The sequence below is a fragment of the Acidocella sp. genome (genome assembly GCF_052326845.1).
Lineage (GTDB): Bacteria > Pseudomonadota > Alphaproteobacteria > Acetobacterales > Acetobacteraceae > Acidocella.
Window position 1 is genome coordinate 1 of record NZ_JBKQJR010000078.1, and the last position, 15,371, is coordinate 15,371.

16 protein-coding genes and 1 pseudogene are annotated in these 15,371 nt (G+C 64.2%); 6 read left to right on the forward strand and 11 right to left on the reverse strand.

Annotated features, from left to right (window positions below):
* Positions 1-781 precede the first annotated feature (781 nt).
* Positions 782-1,555, forward strand: a pseudogene (locus ACLPJJ_RS05275) (CobW family GTP-binding protein); the annotation flags it as partial.
* A gap of 13 nt (positions 1,556-1,568) precedes the next feature.
* Here the strand turns inward: ACLPJJ_RS05275 and ACLPJJ_RS05280 are convergent.
* From ACLPJJ_RS05280 to groES, 3 genes are all read right to left on the reverse strand, one after another.
* Positions 1,569-2,084 (reverse strand): DUF1003 domain-containing protein, encoded by a 516-nt coding sequence (locus ACLPJJ_RS05280; protein ID WP_443589902.1) that lies wholly within the window; start codon positions 2,082-2,084, stop codon positions 1,569-1,571.
* A gap of 108 nt (positions 2,085-2,192) precedes the next feature.
* Positions 2,193-3,842 (reverse strand): chaperonin GroEL, encoded by a 1,650-nt coding sequence (gene groL, locus ACLPJJ_RS05285; protein ID WP_443589903.1) that lies wholly within the window; start codon positions 3,840-3,842, stop codon positions 2,193-2,195.
* 25 nt (positions 3,843-3,867) lie between these two features.
* Complete coding sequence (gene groES / locus ACLPJJ_RS05290) at positions 3,868-4,158, reverse strand: co-chaperone GroES (RefSeq protein ID WP_443589904.1); 291 nt, start codon at positions 4,156-4,158, stop codon at positions 3,868-3,870.
* Positions 4,159-4,424: 266 nt separating this feature from the next.
* Between groES and ACLPJJ_RS05295 the strand changes: the two genes are divergently transcribed.
* Entirely contained in the window at positions 4,425-4,682 is a 258-nt protein-coding gene (locus tag ACLPJJ_RS05295) for an usg protein (RefSeq protein WP_443589905.1), read from the forward strand.
* Between the two features lie 15 nt (positions 4,683-4,697).
* On the opposite strand, the gene ACLPJJ_RS05300 is transcribed toward ACLPJJ_RS05295, so the two are convergent.
* Genes ACLPJJ_RS05300 through ACLPJJ_RS05310 form a run of 3 tightly spaced genes read right to left on the reverse strand, consistent with a single transcriptional unit; the run spans position 4,698 to position 8,687 of the window.
* On the reverse strand, positions 4,698-6,860 hold the full coding sequence (locus ACLPJJ_RS05300; RefSeq protein WP_443589906.1) for an RNA degradosome polyphosphate kinase: 2,163 nt from the start codon (positions 6,858-6,860) through the stop codon (positions 4,698-4,700).
* Positions 6,861-6,913: 53 nt separating this feature from the next.
* Entirely contained in the window at positions 6,914-7,570 is a 657-nt protein-coding gene (locus ACLPJJ_RS05305) for a hypothetical protein (protein WP_443589907.1), read from the reverse strand.
* Positions 7,571-7,580: 10 nt separating this feature from the next.
* Positions 7,581-8,687, reverse strand: a complete 1,107-nt coding sequence (locus ACLPJJ_RS05310) for an AI-2E family transporter (RefSeq protein WP_443589908.1) — start codon at positions 8,685-8,687, stop codon at positions 7,581-7,583.
* A gap of 107 nt (positions 8,688-8,794) precedes the next feature.
* Between ACLPJJ_RS05310 and purM the strand changes: the two genes are divergently transcribed.
* The 3 genes from purM to ACLPJJ_RS05325 are packed head-to-tail and all read left to right on the forward strand — an operon-like array spanning position 8,795 to position 10,645.
* Positions 8,795-9,826 (forward strand): phosphoribosylformylglycinamidine cyclo-ligase, encoded by a 1,032-nt coding sequence (gene purM / locus ACLPJJ_RS05315; RefSeq protein WP_443589909.1) that lies wholly within the window; start codon positions 8,795-8,797, stop codon positions 9,824-9,826.
* Positions 9,823-10,428: a phosphoribosylglycinamide formyltransferase gene (purN, locus tag ACLPJJ_RS05320; RefSeq protein ID WP_443589910.1), complete on the forward strand. Its 606-nt coding sequence runs from the start codon at positions 9,823-9,825 to the stop codon at positions 10,426-10,428. Before purM ends, purN begins: the two co-directional genes overlap by 4 nt.
* Positions 10,429-10,474: 46 nt before the next feature.
* Entirely contained in the window at positions 10,475-10,645 is a 171-nt protein-coding gene (locus ACLPJJ_RS05325; protein ID WP_443589911.1) for a hypothetical protein, read from the forward strand.
* Between the two features lie 11 nt (positions 10,646-10,656).
* Here ACLPJJ_RS05325 and ACLPJJ_RS05330 read toward each other — a convergent pair whose 3' ends face one another.
* From ACLPJJ_RS05330 to rpsF, 5 genes are all read right to left on the reverse strand, one after another.
* Complete coding sequence (locus ACLPJJ_RS05330) at positions 10,657-11,448, reverse strand: S49 family peptidase (protein ID WP_443589912.1); 792 nt, start codon at positions 11,446-11,448, stop codon at positions 10,657-10,659.
* A 125-nt stretch (positions 11,449-11,573) separates the two neighbouring features.
* A complete protein-coding gene (locus ACLPJJ_RS05335; RefSeq protein WP_443589917.1) occupies positions 11,574-12,782 on the reverse strand; it encodes a class I SAM-dependent methyltransferase in 1,209 nt (402 codons plus the stop codon).
* Between the two features lie 164 nt (positions 12,783-12,946).
* A complete protein-coding gene (rplI, locus tag ACLPJJ_RS05340; protein WP_443589913.1) occupies positions 12,947-13,495 on the reverse strand; it encodes a 50S ribosomal protein L9 in 549 nt (182 codons plus the stop codon).
* A 14-nt stretch (positions 13,496-13,509) separates the two neighbouring features.
* Positions 13,510-13,785: a 30S ribosomal protein S18 gene (rpsR, locus tag ACLPJJ_RS05345; RefSeq protein WP_443589914.1), complete on the reverse strand. Its 276-nt coding sequence runs from the start codon at positions 13,783-13,785 to the stop codon at positions 13,510-13,512.
* Complete coding sequence (gene rpsF, locus ACLPJJ_RS05350; RefSeq protein ID WP_443589915.1) at positions 13,785-14,261, reverse strand: 30S ribosomal protein S6; 477 nt, start codon at positions 14,259-14,261, stop codon at positions 13,785-13,787. The genes rpsR and rpsF overlap by 1 nt, the downstream gene beginning before the upstream one ends.
* A 463-nt stretch (positions 14,262-14,724) precedes the next feature.
* Here rpsF and ACLPJJ_RS05355 point away from each other — a divergent pair.
* A partial coding sequence (locus tag ACLPJJ_RS05355; protein WP_443589916.1) for a hypothetical protein occupies positions 14,725-15,371 on the forward strand: 647 nt, incomplete at its 3' end.

The window sequence follows — 15,371 nt, forward strand, 5'->3', positions numbered from 1 at the left end:
CGCAGAATATGCCGCCGCAATTTCCCTCACTCGATCTGATGGTCCCGACGAAGATGTCTGCTCTTCACGGACGTGGCGCCTCCAAGGCAACCCGGCGGGGCCCAGCCCTCTCAACACTAAGCTTGGACCCAAAAATGAAAGGCAAGGCATGCTCGACGCAGACAAGCACCTAATGGCAGCCGAGTACCTTACCGGTACCTTTTACCCAACGGAGGACAGCCCACCGGCTGCAATGTCCCACGACCAAGCGACTGCTCTCGCTACGGCCCACGCTCTTCTGGGGATCGCGGGTCTGCTCCGTGAAATATCGGCGGCGCTCACCAGTCGTAGCTGAGCTCTGGGCTCTAAATCTTTGTGCGACCAAGCTCAGGCGCTCAGCGGGCCCCGTCTCGTCGCAGCACCGGCAGAAATGCCCCCGCGCCGCCCCGTGTTCGCTAGCGCGACCAGGTGCCCCCAGAACGCGCCGGTCGATTTATGCGCCCACGATGCCCGCTTTGTGACGTCGGCCTGTAAACGCGTCCGGTGGAAAGGTCGGTCTTGTTGCCGGAGCGAGACCGCCGCGCCGCACCCGAGGTCCGCTCCTGTTCGGGACGTCCCGAGAACTTGGTCGCCTCAGGATTACCGGTTTTTGGTGTTTTAGCGTATTTGGAGGTGTTGCTGGCCGGGACCTCGGCGGTGTGGCCAGCGAGCGCCAGCCCGCGCTGTAGCGTCGAAGCAAGTGGGCGCTGCTCGGGGGTCACAAAGGCAATGACAGTCCCGCCCGAGCCGGCCCGCGCAGTACAATGGCTGCATCTGCTGCACTGTGCGCGGCGACCTCATCCGCATCATCAGCGGGCTGATGAAGCGCGCGGGCAAGCTGGACGGCATCATCGTCGAGACCACCGGCCTCGCCAACCCGGCCCCGGTGGCGCAGACCTTCTTCGTGGATGACGACGTGAAGGCGAAGACCCGGCTGGATGCGATCGTGACCGTGGTGGACGCCAAGCATTTTCTCACCCGCCTGGAAGACTCGCCGGAAGCCGCGGATCAGGTCGCCTTCGCCGACGTGGTGGTGCTGAACAAGCTGGACCTCGCCACGCCGGAAGAGGTCGCGGCGGTTGAAGCCAAGATCAAATCCATCAACCCCTACGCCGTCATCCACAAGGCCACGCGCGGCGATGTGGCCCCGGACCAGCTGCTGGGGCTGAACGCCTTCGACCTCAAGCGCGTGCTGGAAAATGTGCCGGACTTCCTGGAGGAAGACTCCCACACCCATAACGAGCACCTGACCAGCATCAGCCTCTCCACCGACAAGGAACTGGCGTCGGAGAAATTCAACGCCTGGATCGGGCATATCCTGCAGACGCAGGGGCAGAACATCCTGCGCACCAAGGGCATCCTGGCCTATAAGGACGAGGACAGGCGGTTCGGTTTCCAGGCCGTGCACATGATCGCCGATGGCGATTTCCTCGCCCCCTGGAAGGAAGGCGAGACGCGCGTCAGCCGCATCGTGTTCATCGGGCGCGACCTGAACCGGCCGCAGCTGCGGCGCGGCTTTGAAAGCTGCGCCGCTTAGAGGGGCTTAGCGCTTAAGCCACTGGCCGGGAGGTGATTTCCATTAGCTTCCCGGTAAGATCCTCCACGAGTGAGCGCAGCCGGGCGATTTCCTCCTCGCGCATCTGGTCGATTTTCTGGTGCAGCAGTTCGATCTCCAGCTCGGCCTTGATGTTCACGGTATAGTCGTTCTTGGCGTCGCGCCGGTCGATGGCGGCTTGGCGGTTCTGGCTCATCATGATGAACGGCGCCGCATAGGCGGCCTGGAACGACAGCGCCAGATTGAGCAGGATGAACGGATACGGGTCCCAATGGAACACCCAGGCGGTGACGTTGAGGGCGATCCAGACCGCGAGCAGCACACTCTGGATGATGATGAAGGGCCAGGAGCCCATGCCTGCGGCCACCTGGTCGGCGACGCGCTCGCCCAGCGTGTAGCGCATCTCGGCCGGCTGCTCCAGGCGCTGGCGCCGGCGCAGGCTGTGCAGCAGGGCCAGCTCCTCGTCGCGCAGCTTGTGGGCAAAGTTGTCGAGAGCGGTTTCGGTCGTCATCAGGGCCTCGCGGGTGGGGTTGGCACGACTATGCCCAGTTTAGCACGCTAAACAAAAGCCCCGGGGTTTCCCCCGGGGCTCTCTTTTCGTCCGAACGTATGGGCTGGATTAGAAATCCATGTCGCCCATGCCGCCCATGCCGCCCATGCCACCCGGCATGCCGCCGGCGGGCTTCTTCTCGGCGCGCTCAACAACACCAGCCTCGGTGGTGATGATCAGCGAAGCCACGGAAGCGGCGTCCTGCAGCGCGGTGCGCACGACCTTGGTCGGGTCGATGATGCCCGCGGCAACCATGTCCTTGAACTCGCCCGACTGGGCGTCGAAGCCATGGGCGTACTCGGCAATGTCGAGCACCTTGCCGGAAATCACGGCACCGTCTTCACCGGCGTTCTCGGCGATCTGGCGCAGCGGCACCTGGATGGCGCGGCGGATGATCTCGATACCGGTCTGCTGGTCGTTGTTCTCGGCCTTCAGGTTGGCGAGGATCAGCGAGGCGCGGGCCAGGGCGACACCGCCACCCGGGACAATGCCTTCCTCGACGGCGGCGCGGGTCGCGTGCAGCGCGTCGTCAACGCGGTCCTTGCGCTCCTTCACCTCAACCTCGGAGGCGCCGCCGACGCGGATGACGGCAACGCCGCCAGCCAGCTTGGCCAGACGCTCCTGCAGCTTCTCGCGGTCGTAGTCCGAGGTGGTTTCCTCGATCTGCGCGCGGATCTGGCTGACGCGGCCGGCGATGTCTTCCTTGGCGCCGATACCCTCGATGATCGTGGTGTTCTCTTTCTCGATCAGCACCTTCTTGGCGCGGCCGAGCATGGCGAGCGTCACGGTCTCGAGCTTGATGCCCAGATCCTCGGAGATGACCTGGCCACCGGTCAGGATCGCGATGTCTTCCAGCATGGCCTTGCGGCGGTCACCGAAGCCCGGCGCCTTGACGGCGGCAATCTTCAGGCCACCACGCAGCTTGTTCACAACCAGGGTCGCCAGGGCTTCGCCCTCAACGTCCTCGGCAATGATCAGCAGCGGCTTGCCGGTCTGCACCACGGCTTCAAGCAGCGGCAGCATCGGCTGCAGCTGGGCGAGCTTCTTCTCGAAGATCAGGATGTACGGGCTGTCGAGGTCCGCGATCATCTTCTCCGGGTTGGTGATGAAGTACGGGGAGACATAGCCGCGGTCGAACTGCATGCCCTCGACGACGTCCAGCTCGGTCTGGATGCCCTTGGCTTCCTCAACCGTGATCACGCCCTCATTGCCGACCTTCAGCATGGCCTTGGAGATCATCTCGCCGATCTCGGTCTCGCCATTGGCGGAGATGGTGCCAACCTGGGCGGTCTCGGCCGGGGTGGTGATCTTCTTGGTGCGGGCCTTCAGCTCCTCGACCACGGCGGCAACCGCCTTGTCGATGCCGCGGCGCAGGTCCATCGGGTTCAGCCCAGCGGCCACGGCCTTCACGCCCTCGCGCACGATGGCCTGGGCCAGCACGGTCGCGGTGGTGGTGCCGTCACCGGCGATGTCGTTGGTCTTGGAGGCGACTTCGCGGATCAGCTGCGCGCCCAGGTTCTCGAACTTGTCAGCCAGCTCGATTTCCTTGGCGACGGACACGCCGTCCTTGGTGATGCGCGGCGCGCCGAACGACTTCTCGATGACGACGTTACGGCCCTTCGGGCCCAGCGTCACCTTGACGGCGTTGGCGAGGGTGTCGACGCCGCGCAGCATGCGGTCGCGGGCGTCAGAGCCGAAGCGGACTTCTTTGGCAGCCATGTGTGTGACTCCTTAAATTCGATGATTAAACGACAATGCCGAGAATGTCGGATTCTTTCATGATCAGCAGGTCTTCCCCGTTGATCTTGACCTCGGTGCCGGACCACTTGCCGAACAGCACGCGGTCGCCAGCCTTGACTTCCAGGGCCACCAGGGCCCCGGTCTCGTTGCGGGCACCCGGGCCAGCAGCGACAACTTCACCTTCCTGCGGCTTTTCCTTGGCAGTGTCGGGGATGATGATGCCACCCGCGGTCTTTTCCTCGGCGGTGATGCGCCGGACCACGACGCGGTCATGCAGGGGGCGGAAATTCGCCATGTTGATCGCTCCTAAACGTTATTGTCTTAAAAGCTTTCCAGCCTGTCCGGCCCGGCACGCGGCACCGCGGCTGTTAGCACTCCCATGGCGGGAGTGCCACGGATTTAGCCGCGCCAGCCCTGCAAGTCAAGAAAACGCAGCACTCCCCAGCGGCGAGTGCCAAGCTTCTGTAATCGCCAATTTTTTTGTTGCATCTCCGGCGCAGCTTCGTGTCAATCTGATGACACCCCCGGGGCAAACCGTTCATGTTTAAGGAGTGGAGCAGCATGAGCCTTGCCTTGCAGATGCGCAATTACCGCCTGACCACGGCGGAGATTCTCTACCACATGCCGGACCATCCGGACCTGCTGCAGAGCTATATCTGGCAGGAGCTTGACCTGGCTCCGAAATTCCCCGTGTTGCGCAAATTCCTGGATTTCTGGGAGCGGAATCTGGACGGCAAGCTGCATTCCGTGCGCGTCGGCGCAGCAGACCTCATTACTCCGGCGCAGTGGCGCGCGGGCACGCTGTACACGCTCAACTAGGGCGGCGCCGGGGGATCAGTCCACCCGGCGCTTGTATTTCGGCTTCGGCCTATCGGCGGCCAGCCCGCCATGCAGCGCGGAGCCACGCCCGGAGAGGGACGGGTTGGTCATGAAATATTCATGCGCCGAGGCCGGCGGATCGCCTGGGGTCACGCGGTGCCAGGTGCCGTCGGCCTGCAATACGGAGCTCTGCGCGTCGTCGCGCAGGTTCACGACCATGATCTGGTCCAGGATCTGCGCGTGCACCGTGGGGTTATGGATGGGGACGAAGGTCTCCACCCGGAAATCCATGTTGCGCGCCATCCAGTCGGCGCTGGACATGAACACCTTGTTTTCGCGCGAGGGCAGCGTGTGGCCGTCGCCGAAGACGCAGATTCGCGAATGCTCCAGGAAGCGCCCAACGATGGATTTCACCTTGATCGTCTCGGACAGGCCCGGCACGCCGGGGCGCAGGCAGCAGATGCCGCGCACCACAATGGAAACGGGCACGCCAGCGCGCGAGGCCTCGTAGAGATGGTCGACCAACCGGGCATCGACCAGCGAGTTCATCTTCAGCCAGATGCCGGACAGCTTGCCGGCCTTGGCGTTGGCGATCTCGGTGTCGATCAGCGTGCCGATCGTCTTGCGCGTGGTCAGCGGCGAGAAAGCCAGCTGCTCCATCGCCTCCGGGCGGGCATAGCCGGTCATGTAGTTGAACAGCCGCGCCGCATCGCGCGTCAGCGCCGGGTCGCAGGTGAAGAACGACAGGTCGGTGTAGATCCGCGCCGTGATCGGGTGGTAGTTGCCGGTGCCGAAATGCACATAGGCACGTAGCGCGTTGGCCTCGCGGCGGACGACGTAAGAGACCTTGGCATGGGTCTTCAGCCCGACAAAGCCGAACACCACCTGCACGCCGGCGGCTTCCATGGTACGGGCGAGGCGGATATTGGCCTCCTCATCGAACCGGGCGCGCAGCTCCACCATGGCGGTGACGGATTTGCCCGCCTCCGCCGCCTCGATCAGCGCCTTGACGATGGGGGAGTCGCGGCTGGTACGATAGAGCGTCTGCTTGATCGCCACCACCGCCGGGTCGGCCGCCGCTTGGCGCAGGAACTGCACCACCACGTCGAAGCTCTCGAACGGGTGGTGGACCAGGATGTCCTTGGCGCGGATGGCGGCGAAGCAATCGCCCGCGAAGTCGCGGATACGCTCGGGGAAGCGCGCGGTATAGGGCGTGAACAGCAGGTCCGGCCGGTCATCGACGATGAGCTGCTTCACATCCACCAGCCCGACGAGCCCGGTCTCGCTGTACACCTCTTCGGCCGGGGCCTCGATCGCGTCGATCACCAGCTCGCGCAGATCGGCCGGCATGTCGGCCTGGATGGTGAGCTGGATGGCGACACCGCGGCGGCGGCGCTTCAGCGCGGTCTCATAGGAGCGGACGAGGTCTTCCGCCTCTTCCTCGAACTCCACATCGGTATCGCGGATGACGCGGAACAGGCCCGAGCCCTCCACGGTGAAGCCGGGGAACAGACGGCCCATGTTCATCGCCACCAGCTCCTCGAGCATGATGAAGCGGATCGGGCCGGAGGGCGACGGCAGGCGGACGAAACGCTCGATCTGGCTGGGCAGCGGGATCAGCGCCGACATCTGGCCGCGGTCGTCATCGCGCGCCAAGGTGAGCGCCATGACCAGGCCCATATTGGGGATGAAGGGGAACGGGTGCGCCGGGTCCACCGCCAGCGGGGTAAGCACCGGGAAAACGCGCTCCATGAAAAAGGAGTCGAGGAAGACGGCATCGTCCGATGTCAGCTCGGCGGAGGTGCAGACGACCAGCCCGGCCTGGGCCAGCAACTCGCGCAGATCGGCGAAGGCCGCCTGCTGCGCGGCGATGAGTTCCCGCGCCCGGGTATTGATCGCATGCAGCTGCTGCGCCGGCGTCAGGCCATCCGCCGAGCGCTCCAGCACGCCCGCGCGCTCCTGGCCGATAAGGCCGGCGACGCGCACGGAGTAGAATTCATCGAGGTTGGAGGCGCTGATGGAGACGAAGCGCAGCCGCTCCAGCAGCGGGTGGCGGGCATTGCGCGCCTCCCCCACCACACGGAAGTTGAAATCCAGCCAGGACAGTTCGCGGTTGATGAAACGGGCTGGATCGTCCAGCCCGAAATGCGGAACTTCCGCCGAAATGATCTGATCCATACTGTAATCCTTAGCAGCGCCTTGATTTTTATGGGATGACGAGTTTGTAACAGTTAGTCGCTGTCGGCTAGCCCCTCAAGCATCTCCATCGCCAGACCTCGGGTGATGCGCTCGCCCTTGTCCAGCGCCGCGCGGTCCAGCCGCGCCACGGCCTCGCGGTAATAGGCCGGAGCGCGCGGCAAATGCAGCAACAGCAGGTTGCGCACAGGAAGGCTGAGTTGCAGCTGGCGCGAGGCACAGAGACGGCTCAACAGCAGCTCCAGCAGCTCGTCCTCCGGCGGCAGGATCTCCACGCTCTGGGCGGCGCGCAGACGGCTGGTGAGGTCGGCCAGCTTGTAGGCCATGCGCGCGGGCGGCAGGCGGGAGGCAAGCAGCACGGGAAATCCGGCCTCGGCCGCGGCGTTGAGCAAATGCAGCAGCGCCCGCGGCTCCGGCACCAGCTCGGCATCGTCCACCGCCACCGAGCCGGCGGGGCGGATCAGCCCTTGGAGGCGCGTGCCCTCCACGATCATGGCGCCATTCGCCTTGGCCCAGAGATGCAGCAGATGCGTCTTGCCGCAGCCAGCCTCGCCCCAGAGCACGAGCCGGCCATTGCTCCAGGCATCGGGGCGCGCGAGCCATTCCCGCGCCTGCGCGTTGGAGGGCGCCGGGCAGAAATCCTCGGGAGCAAAGTCCTGCTCCTCCACGAAAGGCAGCGATAATTGCTTCATGCGCCCCCGGTCACTCCGGCGCGGGAGCCAGGTACAGCGGCGACTGCAAGTAGCGGCGCAGCCAGAACCGGGTGAGCGCCCCAAGCGTGGCGGTAACCGGCACCGCCAGCATGATGCCGAGGAAGCCGAACACCGCCGCGCCCGCAAACAGCGAGAAGATCACCCACACCGCCGGCAGGCCCAGCCGGTCGCCCAGAAAGCGCGGCTGGATGACATAGTCGTTGAACGCCTGGCCGCAGCCGAACACGAGGAGCACCATGAGAATGCCGTGCCAGCCCGGATTCTGGTTGAGCGAGATGAGGATGGCGGTGATGCCACCCAGCAGCGTGCCGACATAGGGAATAAAAGAGAGCAGCCCCGCCGCGAGACCGACGGTCAGGCCGAAATCCAGCCCGATCAGCGTCAGCCCCAGGGCATAGACCAGCGCCAGCGCCAGGCAGCAGATCGCCTGGCCGCGAATCCAGGCGGCCAGCACCCGGTTCACCTCCATCGCCTGAGCGCGGATCACCGCCTCGTAGGGGCGAGGCAGCCAGCTATCGACATGGCGGATGATCGAAGGCCAGTCGCGCAGGAGATAAAAAGTGACGATGGGGGTGACAATGAGCAGCGTCAGCACGTTCACCACCGCGAATCCGCTGCCGATGATGTTCGTTACCGCCGTGCCGGTAAAGGAGACGATGGCACCAGCCTGGTTGGCGACGATGTCGCGCAGCTTGGCGCTCACCACCGTGCCGGGGCCGAGGCGCTGCTGCAGATCGCTGATGAGATGTCCGAAATCCTTCTGCGCCGTGCCGATATAGCCGGGCAGGCTCTGCGCCAGTGCCGCAGCCTGATCGGCGATCACCGGGTAGAGCTGCAGGATGAACAAGACGACGAAGATGCCGAGCGCAAACAGCAGCACCAGCGCGCCGAGCCAGCGGCGCACGCCGAGATGCTCCAGCCGGGAAACCACCGGGTCGAGGAAATAGGCCAGCCCCGCCGCAACCACGAAGGGCAGCAGAATCGACGAAAACAGGTGGAAAAACAGCCACACCCCGAACAGGAAGGCGGCCAGCAGCCCCAACCGCTGCCAGTGCACGCGGGCGATGAGGCTTCTATCTCCGCTGAATTCGCTCATTGCGTGCCCTTCGGCGATTGCACGGGGCAACCGCCTGTGATGAAACGCGACGGTGTTTGAGGACAGAGCAACGCCATGGGACATGGCTTAGCGCATCGGGGGCTTGCATGACTAGCGTGACATACCGGGACGCGGGGGTTGATATCGAGGCGGGCGACGCGCTGGTCGAGGCGATCAAGCCGCTGGCCAAGGCAACGACCCGCGCCGGGGTCATGGGGGGCTTAGGCGGCTTCGGCGCGCTGTTCGACCTGAAGGCGGCGGGCTTCACCGACCCGGTGCTGGTCTCCACCACCGATGGCGTCGGCACCAAGCTCAAAATCGCGATCGAGACCGGGATTCATGATTACGTCGGCATCGATCTGGTGGCGATGTGCGTGAACGACCTGGTGGTGCAGGGCGCGGCGCCGCTCTTCTTCCTGGACTATTTCGCCACCGGGGCGCTGGACGTAGAGGCGGCCAAGCGGATCATTGGTGGCATCGCCGAGGGCTGCAAGCTGGCCGATTGCGCGCTGGTGGGCGGCGAGACCGCCGAAATGCCCGGCATGTACGCGCATGGCGATTACGACCTCGCCGGGTTTTCGGTAGGTGCTGCCGAGCGCAACGCGCTGTTGCCCGCCAATGTCGGCCCGGGCGACGCCATCCTGGCCCTGCCCTCCTCCGGCGTGCATTCCAATGGCTTCTCCCTAGTGCGGCGCATCTTCGCCGATGCCGGGCTGAGCTGGGATTCTGAAATCCTGGGCAGCAAGCGCGCCGCGGACGTGCTGATGACGCCGACGCGCATCTATGTCCGCCCCATGCTGGCGCTGCACAAGGCCGGGCTGCTCAAGGGCGCCGCGCATATCACCGGCGGCGGCCTGCCCGGCAACCTGCCGCGCGCCCTGCCCGAGGGCTGCGGCGCCGCGCTTACCGGCCCCTGGGCGATGCCAGAGATCTTCCCCTTCCTGGCGCGCACCGCCAATGTCGCGCCCGAGGAAATGCTGCGCGTGTTCAATTGCGGCGTGGGCATGACGCTGATCGTGACCGACGCCGAGGCCGCCATGGCCGTGCTGCGCGAGGCCGGCGAAGCGCCCTTCCTGCTCGGCCATGTTACGGACCAGCCGGGCATCGCCATCGAGGGCACGGAAAAACTCTTCGCATGAGCAAACCCCGTGTTGGCGTGCTGATCTCGGGCCGCGGCTCCAACATGGAGGCGCTGATCAAGGCCGCGCAGGCCCCGGACTTCCCGGCCGAGATCGTGCTCGTGCTCTCCAACAAGGCCGACGCTCCGGGGCTGGAAATCGCCCGCGCCCTCGGCGTGGCGGCGGAGGCGGTGCCCGCCAAGCCCTTCGGCAAGGACCGTGAGGCGCATGAGCGCGCCCTGGACGCGAAGCTGACCGAGGCGGGCGTCGAGATCGTCTGCCTCGCCGGGTATTTGCGCCTGCTCACCCCGTATCTGGTGGACCGCTGGGCCGGGCGGATGCTCAACATCCACCCCAGCCTGCTGCCCGAATTTCCGGGCCTCGATACCCATGCCCGCGCCATCGCGGCAGGGGCAGGCAAGCATGGCTGCACGATACATCTGGTCACCGAGGGCATGGATGAAGGCCCGATCCTGGCTCAGGCCGAGGTGCCGGTGCTTCCCGGCGATACCGAGGACCAGCTTGCCGCGCGGGTTCTGGAGCAGGAGCACATCATCTACCCGCGTGCCCTGGCCGAGCTTGCCCGCAAAATCCGCTTGCCAGAGGCTGAGCCCAGCCCCTAAATCTCAGCAGCGGGATGTAAAATCCGCCGAGATTGGGGAGAGACAAATGGCAACTCAGACGACGCAGCCCGTCCATGCCGCCGCGCCGGAAACGCCGGTGGATTTCGACACCCCCTCCAAAAAGGGCTGGGAATTCTTCACCAAGTTCCTGTTCGTCAACGTCGTCCTCGCCGTCGTCGTGCTGCTGCTGATCGGCCTGCTCACGGTATGGCGCTGAGATCAGCCGCCCTATTTAAGTAGCGGCGCTGCCAGCCGGTCCTCGGCGGCGTCCAGCACGGCTTCCGCCGCGCCGCGCATGAAGAAGCGCAGAATGCCGCGCGGCGGACGCGGGCGCAGCCATACCGGCCTCGCCTTCTCGCCGCCCAGCTCCTTCACCACCTGGTCCACATCGGCGAATCCGTCCACCAGCCCCAGCCCGAGCGCCTGGCTGCCCAGCATGTAGCCGCCGTCGAAGATCTTGCTCTCTTCGCCGGTCAGGCGCCCGCCCCGGCGCTCGCGCACCCAGGCCTTGAACATGCCATGCGCTTCGTCCAGCAGGGCGCGGGTGAAGACCTCATCCTCGGGCTTGAGCGGGGCAAAACTGTCGTTGCGGCGCTTGTTCTCGCCGGCGGTGAAGACGCGCCGCTCGATGCCGTACCGGGCGATGAACTTGTCCAGCCCGAACCCGCCGGTGACGACACCGATGGAGCCCACGATAGAGAGCCGGTTGGCGAGAATGCGGTCCGCCGCGCAGGCCAGCCAGTAGCCGCCCGAGGCGCCGACATCGCCGATCACCGCCGTCACCTTCACGTTCGTTTCCTCCGCGCGGCGGCGGATGAGCTGACCGATGAGGTCCGACTGCGCCGCCGAGCCCCCGGGGCTCTCGATGGCGAGAACCAGATTGCCACTTTTCTTGCCCAAAGCGAAGCCGCGCTCGATGGTCTCGGCATAGGCTTCGAGGCTGATCAACCCAGGCCGCGCGGCGATCAGCCCGCGAAAGGCGATGACCGGGATCTTGGGACACGAGAAGGGGAGTTTCATGCCCCCAAGATAGAGCATCTTTCAAAACCCGCTAGGCCGAGCCGGATGGTAGTGCATTTTGAGCACCGGAGCGGAGAAATGCGCGGCCAGGCGGCCGGCCTAGTAGGGTTTTCAAAGATGCTGATCTAGTCGGAGGCCGCGGCAAACCTAGCCTGCCGTTCCTGCTCGAACATATAATCCCGCGTCAGCGGCGCCGCCTCCTGGTCGCGCATGAGCTGGATCTGAAAGTTCATGTGATCCGCGAGACTGAAGGTAAGCTCCGAGCCGGAGAGATAGAACTCGAACATGCGGCAGAAGCGCTCGTCGTACAGCGCCGCGATCGTGTCACGGTTGGCGGCGAAGCGCCGGCGCCAATGCGCGATCGTCTTGGCATAATGCAAGCGCAGGATCTCGATATCGCCGATGACGAGGCCGGATTTCTCCACCGGCCCCAGAACCTCGGACAGCGCCGGGGAATAGCCGCCGGGGAAGATGTACTTGGTGATCCAGGGGCTGGTGGCACCCGGCCCCTGGAACCGGCCGATGGAATGCAGCAGCGCCACGCCGTCAGGCTTCAGGCACCGCTTCAGCGTGGCGAAGAAGGTGGGGTAGTTGGGCACGCCGACATGCTCGAACATGCCGATCGAAACGATGCGGTCGAACTGCCGGTCCATCGCCCGGTAATCCATCAGCTCGAAATTCACCCGGCCGGACAGCCCGGCCTCTTCGGCGCGGGCGCGGGCGGCGGCGAGTTGTTCCTCGGAGAGGGTGATGCCGGTGACGCGGGCGCCGTAATCCTTTGCCAGCGTGAGCGCCATGCCGCCCCAGCCGCAGCCGATGTCCAGCACCTCGAGGTCCGGGCGGTTGAGATTGAGTTTGGCGGCGATATGGCGCTTCTTCGCCGCCTGGGCTTCCTCCAGCGTCTCGTCCCCGTGCTGGAAATAGGCGCAGGAATATTGCCGGTCGCGGTCGAGGAACAGGGAATAGAGCCGGCCGTTGAGGTCGTAATGATGCGCGATGTTATGCTTCGACTTGCTGGCCCCGTTGGCCTGCAGCATCGGGCGGAGCAGCCGGGCCAGGCGCGCGTTGATGGCCAGGGCCGGCAGACGGATATCGCGCAGATTATCCAACATCACGCAGAGCACGTCGTGGATTGTGCCATTCAGGGGCACGAGCCCCTCGTTCATATAGGCTTCACCCAGGATCATGCCGGGATTGAGCACCAGCCCGCGTAGGGTCGCTTCGTCCCTGATCTGGATTCCCGCCCGGAATCCCTCGCCATTTCCATATTCGCTGCGCGTGCCGCCGGGCCAGATGACCAGGAACGCCCCACGGCGCACCAGCCTGGCGAGCATGCGATCCAGTAGCCTTTCCCATAGCCAGATCACGTCTCTCTCCTTTTTTCTGGAGATTCTCAGCGAGGCTGACCATAACACAAAAAAAAGAGACGCAAACAAAAACGTCCTCCACCCGGCGGGTGAAGGACGTTTTTTTAAAGACCCATGAACGGGTTTTAAGCTTAGGCTTCTTCCTGACCGAACAGGGGCCCGAGTTCAGGCTTCTCCTCGGCTTCCTGCACGATGGCCTCGCCGCGGGCCTGCTTCTCCGCCTCTTCCACGGAGCGGGCAGCGTTCACCTTGATGTCGATGATCACTTCCGGGTGCAGCTCAACGCGCACGGGGGAAATGCCCAGCGTCTTGATCGGGTGGACCAGCAGCACCTGGTTGCGGGTGATGGTCAGCCCAGCCGCGATGGCAGCTTCGGCGATGTCGCGGCTGGAGACGGAGCCGTACAGCGCGCCGGACTCGGAGGCCTGGCGGATCAGGGTGACGGTCAGGCCCGCCACGCGCTCGGCCACGCGCTCCGCTTCCTCACGGCGCTTCAGGTTCTGCGCTTCCAGCTGGACGCGCTCGCGCTCAAAGCGCTCCTTGTTCGCCTTGGTGGCGCGCACGGCCTTGGCCTGCGGCAGCAGGAAGTTGCGGGCGTAGCCCGGCTTCACCTTCACCAGCTCGCCCATCTGCCCCAGCTTCTCGACGCGCTGCAGCAGGATCAGTTCAACGTTTGCCATTGTCTCTGCTCCTCTTAGCTCAGCACGTAGGGCAGCAGGGCCAGGAAGCGGGCGCGCTTGATGGCCTTGGCCAGCTCACGCTGCTTCTTGCCCGAGACCGCGGTGATGCGGGACGGAACGATCTTGCCGCGCTCGGAGAGGAAGCGCGACAGCAGCCGCACGTCCTTGTAGTCGATCACCGGCGCGCCAGGGCCGGAGAACGGGCAGGACTTCTTGCGGCGGAAGAACGGACGGCGGGCGCCAACGGCGGGGCGGCGCAGGCCGGGGGTCGGTTCGGTGGTTTCGGACATTAGATTTCCTCCTCGGCGCCGTAATCGTCGCGGTCGGCGCGGAATTCGTCACGCGCGCGGAACTCCTCACGGCCTTCATCAAAGCCGCGCTTGCGGCCGGACTCGAAGCGGCCAGCGGGCTTCGGCCCACGGAAGGAACGCTCGCGGTCGTCCGACTTGCGGGACAGGATCACGGAGGGCTCCTCCGAGATTTCTTCCACGCGCACGGTCATGAAGCGCAGCACGTCCTCGTTCAGGGTCAGCTGGCGCTCCATTTCCTGCATGGCAGGAGAGGCGGCATCCAGGCCCAGCAGGATGTAGTGGCCCTTGCGGTTCTTCTTGATGCGGTAGGCCAGCGAGCGCAGGCCCCAGTATTCGCGTTTCTTGACGGCACCGCCATCGGCTTCGATGGTGGCGACGGCGGCATCGGCGACGGCGTCGGCCTGTGCCTGGGTGATCTCGCTGCGCGCGATCACCACGGTTTCATAAAGCGGCATATGTCCCTCCCTACGGCTGATTCAGCTCAGGTCCTGGTCTGGACCGCCCGGGGATCGGGGCGAGCATAGCCGGGCGCGATGCCACGCACCCAGCAGGGAAGGCGCGGCTTAAGCACGGAACGCCGCGGAAAACAAGGGGGGATGGGTGGACACCATCATGTCGGAAACGCTGGGCGGCTTGCCCCGGAATCAACGCCAGGGATCCACTCCGGCGGGCGCATCCAGCAGCGCCACCTAATACTTAAGTTTAGCGTTCCTCAACATTCCGATATTCGGCCCCTACCTAGTTAGTAGTGGCCGAGTATGCGCGTATAATTGCTTCCGCTCTGCGGGCCATATTACTGTTCATTTCTACTTGCAAATATCCGGCACAATTTCGACCGGCTTCATCCGGTGTTCTTCTGAGGACAAATCATCATCGCTGCAACAAGTTGACCCCGCAAAAAAACGATGGAGCCTGCTCATGTATATCGACCGCTCAATCCAGAATTATCATTGCCTTCAAGCTGATTTGATTGTTGCCGAAGCGGCGCATGAGGTCCGCGCTGCTATCCGGAGGGTTACGGCGATCGTGACGGAGAGAATTGATAAGTCAAAAGATGCCATGGTCCGTTATCACTTGTCACAAGCTGCGCGGGAAGTGGCATCGATCTCGATTGAGATTGAAAGACGGCTTCGCTTGAGCGGCAGTGATGCTCCATGCCTGGTTCTTGCGATGAACCGGGAGATGTCGGCCTTAAAAAATTTTTCCTCGTGTGGAATTAAAATTATCAACTGCCAGACGTCACCGATTGACGTTACGCCAACAGTAATTGCGGAACTTACCTTTGGTATGTTTTTGAATGCGCTTTTGCGCGACGCATTGCAGAATGTTCCAGCAAATACAAAAATTGCAGTGCAGCTCAAAAGAATTGGCCAAACAGTCTCTCTTGAATTGACGGGAGTCCATTTCCATTCCGAGCGAGAGTTGTTGGCGCGCGTCGAGCATCCGCCCCGGACAAGGGCACTTATTGCCGCATTGGGTGGACATTTTCACCCTACTCCAAAAGGGGTGGCGTTTATGATGCCATTGGCAGCCCTCACGAATTCTCCGTGGCTGGATCTGGACGG

Coding starts and splice junctions, on each gene's coding strand:
- ACLPJJ_RS05335 (WP_443589917.1), bottom strand. CDS start 12,782: ATGCTCGCCAGGCTGGTGCGCCGTGGGGCGTTCCTGGTCATCTGGCCC.
- ACLPJJ_RS05330 (WP_443589912.1), bottom strand. CDS start 11,448: ATGAAACTCCCCTTCTCGTGTCCCAAGATCCCGGTCATCGCCTTTCGC.
- purM (WP_443589909.1), top strand. CDS start 8,795: ATGACTAGCGTGACATACCGGGACGCGGGGGTTGATATCGAGGCGGGC.
- rpsR (WP_443589914.1), bottom strand. CDS start 13,785: ATGTCCGAAACCACCGAACCGACCCCCGGCCTGCGCCGCCCCGCCGTT.
- groL (WP_443589903.1), bottom strand. CDS start 3,842: ATGGCTGCCAAAGAAGTCCGCTTCGGCTCTGACGCCCGCGACCGCATG.
- rpsF (WP_443589915.1), bottom strand. CDS start 14,261: ATGCCGCTTTATGAAACCGTGGTGATCGCGCGCAGCGAGATCACCCAG.
- ACLPJJ_RS05325 (WP_443589911.1), top strand. CDS start 10,475: ATGGCAACTCAGACGACGCAGCCCGTCCATGCCGCCGCGCCGGAAACG.
- purN (WP_443589910.1), top strand. CDS start 9,823: ATGAGCAAACCCCGTGTTGGCGTGCTGATCTCGGGCCGCGGCTCCAAC.
- ACLPJJ_RS05305 (WP_443589907.1), bottom strand. CDS start 7,570: ATGAAGCAATTATCGCTGCCTTTCGTGGAGGAGCAGGACTTTGCTCCC.
- ACLPJJ_RS05300 (WP_443589906.1), bottom strand. CDS start 6,860: ATGGATCAGATCATTTCGGCGGAAGTTCCGCATTTCGGGCTGGACGAT.
- rplI (WP_443589913.1), bottom strand. CDS start 13,495: ATGGCAAACGTTGAACTGATCCTGCTGCAGCGCGTCGAGAAGCTGGGG.
- ACLPJJ_RS05280 (WP_443589902.1), bottom strand. CDS start 2,084: ATGACGACCGAAACCGCTCTCGACAACTTTGCCCACAAGCTGCGCGAC.
- ACLPJJ_RS05295 (WP_443589905.1), top strand. CDS start 4,425: ATGAGCCTTGCCTTGCAGATGCGCAATTACCGCCTGACCACGGCGGAG.
- ACLPJJ_RS05310 (WP_443589908.1), bottom strand. CDS start 8,687: ATGAGCGAATTCAGCGGAGATAGAAGCCTCATCGCCCGCGTGCACTGG.
- groES (WP_443589904.1), bottom strand. CDS start 4,158: ATGGCGAATTTCCGCCCCCTGCATGACCGCGTCGTGGTCCGGCGCATC.